Origin of the sequence: Chryseobacterium turcicum (assembly GCF_021010565.1) — a bacterium.
In the GTDB taxonomy this organism is placed as follows: domain Bacteria; phylum Bacteroidota; class Bacteroidia; order Flavobacteriales; family Weeksellaceae; genus Chryseobacterium; species Chryseobacterium turcicum.
On the sequence record NZ_JAJNAY010000001.1, the window covers coordinates 2,606,800 to 2,619,672 of the forward strand.

13 protein-coding genes are annotated in these 12,873 nt (G+C 34.9%); 5 read left to right on the forward strand and 8 right to left on the reverse strand.

Annotated elements, in window-relative coordinates; all coding sequences use genetic code 11:
- The first annotated feature begins 24 nt into the window (after nt 1-24).
- Nucleotides 25-2,886 carry an ATP-binding protein gene (locus tag LO744_RS11940; RefSeq protein ID WP_230669549.1) on the forward strand — a complete coding sequence of 954 codons (2,862 nt, stop codon included), beginning with the start codon at nt 25-27 and terminating at the stop codon, nt 2,884-2,886.
- A gap of 659 nt (nt 2,887-3,545) precedes the next feature.
- Here the strand turns inward: LO744_RS11940 and LO744_RS11945 are convergent.
- Nucleotides 3,546-4,826, reverse strand: a complete 1,281-nt coding sequence (locus tag LO744_RS11945; protein ID WP_230669551.1) for a DUF3945 domain-containing protein — start codon at nt 4,824-4,826, stop codon at nt 3,546-3,548.
- 56 nt (nt 4,827-4,882) lie between these two features.
- On the reverse strand, nt 4,883-5,311 hold the full coding sequence (locus LO744_RS11950; RefSeq protein ID WP_230669553.1) for a JAB domain-containing protein: 429 nt from the start codon (nt 5,309-5,311) through the stop codon (nt 4,883-4,885).
- A gap of 510 nt (nt 5,312-5,821) precedes the next feature.
- Between LO744_RS11950 and LO744_RS11955 the strand changes: the two genes are divergently transcribed.
- The gene (locus tag LO744_RS11955; protein ID WP_230669555.1) at nt 5,822-6,043 is read left to right on the forward strand and encodes a hypothetical protein; all 222 of its coding nucleotides are present in this window, start codon (nt 5,822-5,824) and stop codon (nt 6,041-6,043) included.
- Between the two features lie 208 nt (nt 6,044-6,251).
- On the opposite strand, the gene LO744_RS11960 is transcribed toward LO744_RS11955, so the two are convergent.
- Nucleotides 6,252-7,070 carry a hypothetical protein gene (locus tag LO744_RS11960; protein WP_230669557.1) on the reverse strand — a complete coding sequence of 273 codons (819 nt, stop codon included), beginning with the start codon at nt 7,068-7,070 and terminating at the stop codon, nt 6,252-6,254.
- A gap of 47 nt (nt 7,071-7,117) precedes the next feature.
- On the opposite strand from LO744_RS11960, the gene LO744_RS11965 reads away from it, so the two are divergent.
- Together LO744_RS11965 and LO744_RS11970 are read left to right on the forward strand one after the other, a co-directional pair.
- A complete protein-coding gene (locus tag LO744_RS11965; RefSeq protein ID WP_230669558.1) occupies nt 7,118-7,282 on the forward strand; it encodes a hypothetical protein in 165 nt (54 codons plus the stop codon).
- A 113-nt stretch (nt 7,283-7,395) separates the two neighbouring features.
- Nucleotides 7,396-7,788, forward strand: coding sequence for a VOC family protein (locus tag LO744_RS11970; protein ID WP_230669562.1), 393 nt, complete (start codon nt 7,396-7,398; stop codon nt 7,786-7,788).
- 83 nt (nt 7,789-7,871) lie between these two features.
- Here the strand turns inward: LO744_RS11970 and LO744_RS11975 are convergent, their stop codons facing one another.
- From LO744_RS11975 to LO744_RS11985, 3 genes are read right to left on the reverse strand one after another with little or no spacing between them, the layout of a single operon-like run.
- Nucleotides 7,872-8,786, reverse strand: coding sequence for a helix-turn-helix domain-containing protein (locus tag LO744_RS11975; RefSeq protein ID WP_230669563.1), 915 nt, complete (start codon nt 8,784-8,786; stop codon nt 7,872-7,874).
- A 17-nt stretch (nt 8,787-8,803) separates the two neighbouring features.
- Entirely contained in the window at nt 8,804-9,541 is a 738-nt protein-coding gene (locus tag LO744_RS11980) for an SDR family oxidoreductase (protein ID WP_230669564.1), read from the reverse strand.
- A gap of 12 nt (nt 9,542-9,553) precedes the next feature.
- Nucleotides 9,554-10,531 carry an aldo/keto reductase gene (locus LO744_RS11985; protein ID WP_230669566.1) on the reverse strand — a complete coding sequence of 326 codons (978 nt, stop codon included), beginning with the start codon at nt 10,529-10,531 and terminating at the stop codon, nt 9,554-9,556.
- Nucleotides 10,532-11,400: 869 nt separating this feature from the next.
- On the opposite strand from LO744_RS11985, the gene LO744_RS11990 reads away from it, so the two are divergent.
- A complete protein-coding gene (locus tag LO744_RS11990; RefSeq protein WP_230669569.1) occupies nt 11,401-11,997 on the forward strand; it encodes a DUF1353 domain-containing protein in 597 nt (198 codons plus the stop codon).
- An 18-nt stretch (nt 11,998-12,015) separates the two neighbouring features.
- Here the strand turns inward: LO744_RS11990 and LO744_RS11995 are convergent, their stop codons facing one another.
- On the reverse strand, nt 12,016-12,342 hold the full coding sequence (locus LO744_RS11995) for a helix-turn-helix domain-containing protein (RefSeq protein WP_230669570.1): 327 nt from the start codon (nt 12,340-12,342) through the stop codon (nt 12,016-12,018).
- A 99-nt stretch (nt 12,343-12,441) separates the two neighbouring features.
- Nucleotides 12,442-12,873, reverse strand: a complete 432-nt coding sequence (locus LO744_RS12000) for a transposase (protein ID WP_230669572.1) — start codon at nt 12,871-12,873, stop codon at nt 12,442-12,444.

Consider the following 12,873-nt stretch of genomic DNA (forward strand, 5'->3'; position numbering starts at 1 on the left):
TTCACATACATAATTTTATAAACATTGTCAGCGCCATTAATCTCAGCCGATTTACTAAAATTCATCAAGATAAATCGCGATGCAATTGCAACAAATCGTGGTTTCTACTATCAGTATTTACATGTTGTCTTGAAATGGCTGGATCACTATGTAAATAGTATTGAAGACGACATTAAAACCGAAGTTGACGAGGATATCACAGAGATAGGTGATCAATTAGTGTTTACGCAGATCAAATGCTATTCCTCAGTTTTCAGTTTTAAATCACCCGAGATAAAGAAGTCACTATTTAATTTCTTCAGCTTATATCTTGAGCATTCGAACAGTTCAACACCTGTTTTTTTTCACTTTATTACAAATACCAAAATTTCTGAAAGTGAGCAACTGTTACAAAGATGGTTTGCAGAGCAACACAATATTGGAGAAGAGACCCTTCAGCAATGCGGAAACATTGTGTCTGATATTTTATTTTCACAGATCAATTCAAAGATTCAGAAATCTTTAGCAAAAAAAGCAATTTCGGATGATGAGAAAAAAACCTTAGAGAGCAATTTATCTTTATTTCAGAAATTACTCGATGATCAGAATTTGATCTGTGATTTTGTGACTAAAATAAAATGGGATTTCAAAGAAGTACCTACCGAAGAAGCAGTTGATAAAATAATTGTTGATATCAATAATTATTTAAATCATCCTGTTTTTGAAAAAAGACCTAAAAAATTACTTTTCGATGTTCTTTTAAGTGAAATCTATCGCATATCTCAGCTACCAGATCCCAATAAAAGGAAAGTTAATAAAGGCATTCTAGATGGCCTATTGAAATCGAATGATGATGAAATGGTGCATTACATTGATTTACGTTTTGCTCAATTGTTTCATTTTCGTGTAGAAGTTCTTGAAAAAGATGTCTCTATAATAAGGGAAAAGGTCGATGGTCTGATAGATATACAAAAACTACATGGAAAAAAACTTGAAGAGCTAAGTGGCAAGAAGCTGATTCCACAATTGATAACCACTATTCCTTTCATTAATTCGTCAATGATCATTGGACGGGAAACCTTGATTGCTGATCTTCAGGACCTTCTTAATGATAACAAACATGTTAGCGTGAATGGCAATGGGGGAATGGGGAAATCTTCCCTTTTAAAACTCTATATCTCAAAATATGTTCAGGATTATGATCACATCATTTGGATCAATGTTGAAACAGGCCTGGTAAGCACTTTGAACTTTCACGAGCAATTAGCCGTAAATCTCGATTTACCTGCTTTAAATCCCGATGAATTCTCAGGTAGGTTTGGTCTAATAATTAACAAACTGAATCAGATTTCAGGTAATAATTTGCTAATTGTTGATAGCTACGATAGTACCGAAGCCGAAATGGCAGAGTTACAGTGTATAACGAATTGGAAAATGATCATTGGTACGAGATTACGACTAGAGAATGTAAAAACTTTAACCATAAAAAAATTAAGTTTTGAAGAATCTAAGGCAGTCTACCTTAATTTCGACAATGCTACTGATATTACAGACGAGCAATTTATATCTTTATTTAAATATGTAGAATATAATACTTTGGTCATTGGTTTAGTGGCCAAAACAATTAAATACAGTTTTGATCTTAGTTTGGATATAATGCTAGATCATTTTGAACAGCAAAGTCTGGATGATGACAACCTCAACATAGACATTCCCAATGATGGTGGACAATCATTCAATATTTTAAAGATTTTAAATCAGACATTTAGCCTAAGCAGAATTGAACCTGCTGAAGCATATTATTTGACCTTTTTCGCAATGCTGCCTTTGGAGGATGTACAGTTTAATGATCTTGTTGATTGGTTTGGAGAAGAATACAAGTCTGAAAGCAGAACAAATCTAACGAATGCGATTAATAGATTGCACGCTAAAGGCTTAATTGAACGAGAGGGCACGCAAATTACAATGCATAAGGTCTTGAGGGATTCTATCATCTATCAGGAGCGCACAAAGGAGCTGCCATTTTTAAACCAACTTAACAATGTCTGGTGTCTTTTAAAGGTGTTAAAAAAAGGTGCTGATCAGGATCTTAGCTTTGCTTTAAGATTTTTAAAGTTTGGAGAAGCAATGCTTAACGTGATCGATGAACCATATCGCAAAACCATTTATCAACCTTTGCTACAGTTGGAGAACGAAGTTTTAAATATGTATAACTGGCTGGGGAAAGATAATATAACCAATAAGTGGACGAGCCTATTTGAACGAGCAGAAAACCATCTGGAGTCTACTGACCCGCTTCTTGGATTAATAGCCAATAATTACGGGATTGCTCTCGCAGCTGACGGTCATCTAGATCAAGCTTTTGAACATTTTGAACAGTCAGTGTCAATCTTAAGTCTTCATAAAGAGCACCTGCCTAAACTGTTCATATCCATCTGTAACCTCTGTAATTTGTTCATCCAGCAAAGAAAGATGGATCGTTTCAAAGAGTGTTTTGAAAATCTTGAGCATTTAAGGCAGAAACACAATGTTTACGATGATTTTTCCATGTCCATTCAATGTCAGGTTTTGGCATTAGCAAATTATGAGGTGCTAAATTTCCCTGAAGCCATTACACTTTTTAAACTGGCAATTAATCTTCATAAGGAACTTCCAGATGAAAATAGGAATGATGCTTTTCTCATGCACTACTACATCAAGCTTGGGGAATCATTTTATTTCAATGGGGAGTTGGAAAATGCATACAAAGCTTGCATGATAGCCCTTACTATTTTTAAAAACCTAAATGTGAAAGTATTAGGTTATCCCCATCCTATATTTAATTTAATGTACTCTGTAGCACACACAAAAGACGATCATGAGCTCATGGAAAAAATTAAAATAATGAAAGAAGAGTATAGCGATTAAAATTTGATGTTGTTTTAAATATTAAAAAATCACACTTTTGAATTGTTTATCTGTCTTCATCGCATTAAATCTTGATCAGGTATTTTTTAACAATCATTTACAGTTATTAACTTCATATTTCCAAAAAAAGTAGTCGTACCATCACTTTTTATTTACAAAAAAATATAGCAAGAAATAATTGCAATTTGACACAATTAATTGCTGCGTGCTTTAGTGTTTTGAAGAAATTTTCCATAACATCATATTATTAGAATTTAAATAATCAGCAACTGTAGGTTAATTGGTCATGAACAGATTATTAGTCTTGTTCCCACCTGTCAAAAGAGAACATGCGGAAAACATTCTTCACTAATGTAAACATCAGAACCCTAAATACGATATTATTATTTTAGATCTCCGTAACCTTTTTTCAAAAACATAGTAAAGCTCTACTTGGCAATGTTTTAGAAATTGGGTTGCTCCAAACTTCGCAAAAATGCGTTTCCGACTACAGGGAGGAATTGCATTTTTGCCGCCCGATTTTCCCTCAACCATTTCTATTGTAAAACTCAAAGAAAGCAACCTACAAAGTCAATCGACCTTGCAGGTTACTTAAAATTTATATTCAAAAATACTTACTCGTTACCTCTAGAACTACCCAAAACATTTTCACGACTCCTCTATTTCTTTTTCGGATTCTTAAACGAAAACACGATTCTCCCTACTGACTTATCAAAACTCATATATCCCTGATAAGTCTTGCCTTTTCTGCTCTCTAATCCCTTGATATAAGCCACCTCCCCTGCCTTCAACTTACCCATCTGCCATTGGCGAAGTTTTACACCTCTGAAATGTGAAGGAACTACCCTTTCAGAATGATTCCCTTCGCTAAAACCAACACCTCTAAACTTATTCTCAAACAAAAACTCCACCCATTGCCTATCCGCATTGAACTGCACGGTTGCGGAAAACAACCTTGCTTTCTTCGATACTATATTTTCAATAAACAAAGGCTTCCCATCAAGAAGCATCTGTTTCTGTTCAAAATCCAGTCTTACCCTACAAAGCACATCAGGAATCCTCACAAATTCAATCCTCAAAGAAATCAGCTCATTGGTCAGCCTGTCCAAACTAATCAATGAAGGAATTATCTCGCCCGTAAAGGAATCAACCAAATCCACCACTCTGCCCATATTTCCCGAAGTCAAAAGATTCATTCTATCCTCTTTTGTAAACTTATGCCCTTTAAACTTCTTTCTGAAATCCACTTTCTTACAGACCCGATACACCTTAACAATCAATTCTCCATCATCGTCAATCCTTAACTGCAGCCGTGCATCAATCCGACTTACCGCTTCCCCATCATTAAAAAGTATCGGAATCAGCATCGGTGTCTTAAATCCTTTTAATAAAGATTCCAACGCACCTATCTCTTCCAACTTTTCCATATCGAGACCCAATTCAGTCATCGTTTCCCAAGGAACATCTTCTATCTGATAGCGGTAATGAGAACGATTATTAATGATTGGTGACCCATTCTCTAAACCACTCTTCATGACAGAAGAATCTTTATTTATATACTTCTGTTCTCCGGCAGTTTTCACCGCCTCAATAGAAACTTCAAACTCCTTTAAATCCTGTCTTTCAGCATCCGATGAATCATCAATATACTTCTGTAAACCTATCGCTGTTTCGTGCGCTTCAAATTCCCGCACTTTAAAAAATGAATATTCAGAGGGATCTTTGAGCTGGTGGTAAAAATCTGCATAGAAGTCTGTAAAAGAATTCTCCGTCGAATCAACACGAATGACCGCATCCACTTTATTACTATCAGGCTTCACATCTATCAAATTTCCGGATTGGTTGACCGCCTGAACAATCCCGACAGAATTATTACGGTGACGAAGTACCAACAAGGTACTGACTTCTGAAACTGCTGTATGATTTCCAATGTTGTGCATAATCTTTAGATATTTGTTTAATTCTATTATTTTTTGATTGCTTATTATTTTACTACTCAGATCATCCCCTCATCCGCAAAAGAATAATGAGAATCCGAAGTCAATATCACATGATCCAGCAAGGACATACTCAGAATTTTTGCAGCCTCTTTTATCTGTGCAGTCATTTTAATATCGCAACCAGACGGCTTCAGATTCCCTGAAGGATGGTTATGGGCTACGATAATTCCTGAAGCATTGCAAAGAAGAGCCGCCTGCATCACAATTCTCACATCAACCAATGTCGAAGAAATTCCGCATTCAGATATTTTCTTAATTCCTAAAACTTTATTCGCCTGATTGAGATACAGCGCAAAGAATGATTCCCTGTAATCCATTTCCTCCGCATCAAAATGTTCCCTGAAAACATCCACCGCATCCCTTGAAGATGAGATAGACCTTTCACAATTTCCTTTTCTTGAATAGCTCAATTTAATTTCGTTCACAATATTAAAATTCATGTAGTTCGCTCCGAGTACGGCGGAGACCTGTTTTTCCCGCACTTGCCATCAAAAACCCGTGATTGCAGATTGAAGGAAATCTTGACCTTTTTCTATCTTTTATTTCATCATTCCATCGGAAGAACTGATCTTAAATAAATTGGAAGAATTGTCTTATAAATAAGTTGGATTAATTGATCTATAATAACATCAATCATCTGATTTATACCAAGAGAATAATAAGGATCAAAATTTCAATGAACTGCAACTGCATCTTGTGAGGTTTCTGACTTTTTCTATGCGGATTACCATTCAGGCAGGCACAAGGAAAACTGCAATCAATTCCTTGAAAACAATAAGAAAGAACATTGATGAAAGCTTGAAATCTTTTTGCGGAGGTTCTGGGATCTCCGATCCCGGATACCCAAAAAGATTTTTTTCAGCAGGGACAACGGAATATATTTGCTATAGAAAATCAGGTAGCCTCATATGGAATCATAGTAATTGAAATATGATATGCTTATTGAATATAAAAACAAATCAAATAAATGGAAATTTGTTGAAGCAAAAACAATGTCAGAGGATCAATTTATTGTTTCTGCCTCCGAAAAGGATAAAAGAACTACAGAACCTGACAGGTTTGAAATGACACTTGTAAAAGACAATGTAATTTACATGAAAAAGGATATATTTAAATTTAAGCAGGGTAAAACTTTGGAAACAATTCAAAGTTTGTAGCATTCCAAAGACTACGTTATTGTATTTGACCTAAACTTACTTGAGGCGAATTGAAAACATATCAATAGAAATAAATTAAAAACCAAAGTTAAAACTGTTGTGATATCCTGAATACTAGCCTATTTTTATTAGAGACTAGATTACAACATGTTAATAAAGTAGAAGCTTAGATTTGGATAAAATTCCCTGAAGAACTTACCTCTACTTTTCATTCAGGCATTCTGTTCAACATCAATTTATACTTACTCTTATTCTTTAAAAAATGGTTTTTAATCTTTAGTATAGTAAGTTGCAAGGTTTTTGGATTAAAGCAACAAGCTGCTAATTTCTGATGGCAAACATCTGATGTACAAATAAGCATACGATCATCTTCATAAAACTCTAATCCATATGAAGATATTCCGATAAAATCAGGAAGCTGCAGGGTCATCAGTCTCTTGATCTGATTTTCGCTTGACCACCAGGCAAACTGATCCATTCTTACATCAATAAGATAATCGTCAAAAGATTTCCCTTCTTCCTTTCCTAATCCGCTATTTGCCTTCAAGGTTGAAAATTTAATATCTACTTTCTCTTCTTCCGGTAATGGTTCTGTAATGGAAACGTGAATCAAGCCGACCAGAGGAAATCCATCTTCTGCAAGACCTAACGCCTGCGTAACACCCAATGAATTTGCATTTCTCCCAGGATTTTTTCTAGTAGGACGAACAATCTTGATTTCGTAAACCGAAGTCCTCTCAAAATAGATTTTCGTTTTAGTGAAAGGAATAATAATGACATCAATATCCCCTGGCTTTTTGTTTTTTTCAAGTTTAAGCTCATCCCTGAGAATTGTTTTTGTCACATAGAACCCTTCATACTCAAAATAAGCTTTCTGATCAGGATAAAAAATCCCACTTAAAAAAGACCTTAAATCAGATTTCTCACGATTATTATTCCAGTTTAAAAGGAGATCAATTACTTCATTTTCAGTTAAAGATTTATAGATTCTGTCACCATTAAATAATGGATTTTCATTATTTTTCATCTTTTACATTTTTGACATATTATTTCTAATTAAATTTAATTAATTTCTTGAAATATTCGTTTACAATAAAACACGGCGGAGCATTTTCAAGTGATTTTAGCGATGCTTTTGACATTTCATATTTGGAAATAGAAAAAATTGACGGAACGAAATTAAGCTTTAGAAGAGAAGTCAACAATGTAAAAGAATTTTGGGATGCATATTTCATCTAAATTTCTACAAGACTACACATATCATCAGTTTGACAAAATTGTGGTAAGTCACCAAATGATACCACTGCCACTCAGACATAAAACAATAATTAATAAAAAAGATTATACATCTAATGATAAAATTTGCTTACACCATCTTATACGTTCAGGACGTAACACGATCAATCAAATTTTACGAAAACGCTTTTGGTTTTACAATAAAATTTATAACACCGGATAATGACTATGGTGAACTTTTGGTTGGCGAGACAACACTTTCCTTTGCTTCCACTACATTAGCCAAATCAAACCTGAAAGAGGGTTTTATTGAAAGCAGTTTGACATCTAAACCATTTGGAATTGAAATTGGCTTTACAACAGACAATATAGAAGAAACAGTTTCGAAAGCTCTAAATGCAGGAGCAACAATCGCTGCAGATCCTATAACAAAACCGTGGGGTCAAACAGTTGCCTATGTCCGAGACATTGACGGATTTCTCATTGAGATCTGTACTCCAATTGGCTGAAAAAATAATTAAGGTGATCACTTTTTGTAGTCAGGAATCTGAATAAATTTGAAATTGAAGCTCAGTAAATAATTATTCGTATTTTAATTAAACGACTGTCTGAACTCCAAAGGCGAAACGTTTGTTTTAGTCTTAAAGAGTTTGCTGAATGACTGTGAATGTTCAAAGCCTAGTTCATAAGCAATTTCCGAAACGGAAAGATTCGTCGTTGATAACTTTTCTTTCGCTTTTTCTATAATTGCGTTCTGAATGTATTGTTGTGTATTAAGTCCCGTCAATGTATTTAGCATATCACTTAAATACCTTTGTGACAGCTTAAGTTCAGTGCTGACATATTTTACGGACGGCAACCCTTCTTTCAGACTATTTCCTTCTTCAAAATAGCTGCTTAAAAGTTTGTCCAAAGAAGTGATGATATCGTGATTGACTGCTTTTCTCGTCAAAAACTGCCTGTTGTAAAAGCGATTGCTATAATTCAATAGCAATTCTATCTGCGACACTAGCACATCCTGACTAAAACTATCAATATTGTTTTCCAATTCACTGGCTATCGTGGAAAATAAATTGGCTATAATTTCTTTTTCCTTTGCCGATAAAAATAAAGCTTCTGACACATCATAGGAGAAAAATCCAAATTGATTAATTGTTTTTCCTAACGGATAATTTCGGATAAAGTCCGGATGAAAATACAAAGCGATTCCCTCATAGCTTTCTATTTCTTCGGGCGGAAAAACAATCTGTTTTGGCTTCAAAAATGCCAATCCGCCTTCTTCAAAATCGTAGTAGCCCTGTCCGTATTTGATGTGTCCTTTGAAACTAGGCTTAAAGGAAATCTTGTAGAAATCAAGACTTACTCTTTGCCCCTTTGGAAACATATCAATTGGAACATTCTTGTAATCAACCAATGCGATCAACGGATGCAATGGCGCAGGAAATCCCAGCACACGCACTAGTTGCGAGATACTTTTAATCTGATTGATGTCTGATGTGTGTTGCATTTCGTTTACGAATTTAATCAATTTTGTTTTGACGGACGAATCACGATGTCACCAATTTCAACATCATCAGGTTGGCTTACTGCATAAATCACAGCATTGGCAATCGCAATCGGATTAATAGCCATCTGTTCCATTCCGTTTTGAACTGCGGTTTTCATTTCTTCGTTTTTAATATTTTTCGCAAAATCTGTTTTCACAAACCCAGGCGAAATCCCAGTAATCCGAATACTTCCGTCAGACTCCTGACGAAATGCTTCTGCAATCGTACGAATAGCATTTTTAGTTCCTGCATAAACGCCTTGCATGGACACGATCTTTATTCCTGCCGTTGAAATGATATTGATGATATGTCCCGATTGTTGCTGTTTGAAAACGGGAATTGCAGCTGCCATCCCATACAAAACGCCTTTGAGATTAATGTCGATCATTTCTTCCCAGCCATCAATATCCAATTCGTCAATGCGGCTTAATTGACTAACACCTGCATTGTTTACAATGACATCTAATCTTCCGTACTGCTCAACAGCTGTATTGACCAACCTGACCAGATCCGCTTTATTCTTCACATCAATTTTAGCAAAGGTGGCTTCACCACCTTTGCTTTTAATTTCTTCAACAAGTTGTTGTAATTGTTCTGTTCGTCTTGCACCCAAGACAACCTTTGCACCATTTTTGCTTAATTGTATGGCAAGAGCTTTTCCCATGCCGCTGCTTGCACCTGTGATGACGACCACTTTTCCTTTAATATTTTGCATTACAATTAATTTTTATTTATCTATTTGCTTTTCTAAAAATTCGGGATACCGGTCGCCTACCAATGTAATTCCACTCACTGTTTCATCAATTTTTGCAAGTTCCTCAGCTGTAAGTACAACATTAGCACTAGCTATGTTTTCCTCTAAACGATGCAGTTTTGTGGTTCCGGGGATTGGTGCTATCCAAGGCTTTTGAGCCAATAGCCAGGCTAATGCTAACTGTCCGGTCGAAATATTTTTTTGTTCAGCAATCTTAGAAAGTGCATCCACTAAAACCAGATTGGCATTGATGTTTTCTTCTGTGAAACGAGGAATTACATTTCGTCGGTCAACTTCCTCTAATTTTTTGTTGATGATACCTGTGAGGAAGCCTTTGCCCAAAGGACTGAACGGTACGAAACCAATCCCTAATTCTTCCAATGTCGATATGATCTCATTTTCAGGTTCACGCCAAAACAGAGAATACTCGCTTTGCAATGCTGACACTGGTTGAATTGAATGAGCTTTTCGAATTGTCTTGGCACTTGCTTCCGATAAACCGAAATACTTCACTTTTCCCTCCTGTATTAGATCTTTTACAGTTCCTGCAACATCTTCTATCGGAACATTGGGGTCAACTCTGTGCTGGTATAGCAAATCAATATAATCTGTCTTTAATCTTTTTAAAGATGCTTCGGTTACTGCCCTTATCGTTTCAGGTCTGCTGTCTAAACCTACTGCCGGTCTGGCATCTTTACAACCAAATTTTGTAGCGATCACTACATCTTTTCTATAGGGCTGTAATCCTTCGCCAACAAGTTCTTCGTTAGTGTAAGGTCCGTAAGCTTCTGCAGTATCAAAAAATGTAATCCCTCTATCAACTGCATTGTGTAGTAGTGTTATGGCCTCTTTTTTATCAAGACCTTTCCCATCCAAAAAGTTCAACCCCATACAGCCAAAGCCTAGTGCCGATACTTCTAATCCGCTATTCCCTAATTTTCTCTTTTGCATAATTCTTTTTTTAATAGTTTGTATAACTAACTTCAATCTTAAGTGCAAAATTCTTAATTACCCTTCTATAAAAAGTAGTTGAATTGGTAATTGTTGTAGTCTGATTCTCAAACATTATTCAAACTAGGTAAAATGATCAAATTGATCATCTATTACGGAGTAAAGCAATAGGACAGATTGAGGGAAGCTTAATTTTTTTTGCGGAAGGTTAGGGATTTTCGATTTCCGATACCCAAAAAAAATTCACACAATGACCACGGAATATATTTGCTATAGAAAATCAGGTGACCTCCTATGCAATCCTGAACTTTGAAATATGCTCCTAATCGTTTGAAGTATATAAAAAAATGGGGATCAATAAATCAAAGAAAATGAAGAATTATGGGTTGGAATTCTATATTATTTAAGAAATCTTTACACTTAAGATTTTTGGATTCTCATTCAATAGTTTAAAGATATTTCTATCATTATTTGATTTGTTAGTACATCTCAATCTTCCTGATAGAGCTTCTAAGAATGAGGTTTTATCTAATGAGGTCATCCAGTTTACAACACACATCTTTCCACAGATGATCCTTCATTACTTTCTTGAAGAAACCAAAATGATCAATCTTAGTCAATCCAAATTTCTGCGGACTATCTTATAACAAATGATATTATAGATCATCAACTCCAGCAAAGAACCAATAAGTTTGACAAAAAATATGGGATGCATGTTTAAAATAGAATGCACTAATCTTAATATTTCAAAACCAATAAACTAAGTTGATACTGACTTAACAGATAAGCAACACCTAAATTACTAATTTTTAAAACTTTACACACAAACATTCACAAAAAACACTAACTTTGGTTAAAACTAACCAATCATGAAACTAATTTTACTATTACTATTTTTTCCATTGGTGTTAAGCAGCCAACAAACAATAGATAAATTTATCGGTGACGTAACTGTTCAGTGGCTCAATGATGGAAGATCAATGAAACTAAAACGCGAATTTAGTTATATAGATCCTGACGGAAAATTATGGAAGGTTCCAAAGAATACTGTTGTAAACGGTGCATCAATTCCACAAGCATTTTGGACCATTATTGGAGGACCTTATGAAGGCAAATACAGAAATGCCTCAGTCGTTCACGATTATCATTGTGATAAAAAAATAGAGAAATGGCAGGACGTTCACTTAATGTTTTACCATGCCTGTTTAACGGGAGGCACTTCCATCACCAAAGCAAAAATCATGTATGCTGCTGTATATGCAGGTGGTCCAAGATGGGACACAACCATAATTAAAAATGGGAAAGAAAAGATCATAACAACTAGCACAGTTAGCACAAGTAGTAATGAAATGAAAATAGTCACTGATTGGATTGAAAGTACAAATCCCTCATTGGAAGAAATAAATAAGAGGCTAGATACTGTTGTAATAGAAACTGAAAAACATGACATGCAAACAGCCAATTGAGTACTTTTAAGTACTCAATTAAATTACAAATATTTTTTTCCATTTACCAACAGTATTCCGACTTAACCGGAAATGAACAGCAAGTTGTGTATTATTGAGTCTGTGCATTTTTTGATAATCAAGTATTTTTAAGATATCTACTTTACGATAAGAGCGATGCAACATATTATTTTTTTTAGATGAATAATTTACCGAGTTGAAAATTCGATCATTTATTTCCAATATATCCTGAGCTGTCCAGGTATGTTTTGCTAAAACTGAACTGCATAAAGCCTTTTTATCGGGGAACTTATTTTCAAGAATATCTAAGTAGATACGTTTGTAATCGGGTCCAATAGGTCTCATAGATACTATTTTTTGTCAAGCCCTACAGTTATGCACATTTCTAAGTGTGATCTCTGGTGGCATACAGATTAATACTTTTAATTTTAAGCGTGATGAATACTATGGTAGTTTGTATTTATCAATCCACTTATATAATGTTGTTTTGGGAATACGGTATTTTTCAATAACTTGCTCTTTTGTCATTGCTCCCGAATTAATTCGTTCGAGAATAAAATCAATCAGATCTCTTGTATATATATTTTTTCGGAATTGTGGAAGTGAAAACTTATGGGCATCAAAAGAAATATTTTTTTTTGTACCAGCCTGTGGAGCAAATAAGATCAGATGCTGCGAATAGATCCGAAAAAAATCATATTCCAACAGTTTACTCCATCGTAAAAGAACTGCTGATTCCATACTCTCCATCTCATACATGGCAAGAGCCTCCTGTATCGTACAATCTATAAAGTTACAAATACGGGATATTTCTATCCCGCGTTCTGTAACAGTTTTTTCGATTAGACTGCCTATATGAATATTTTTAAAATCCAT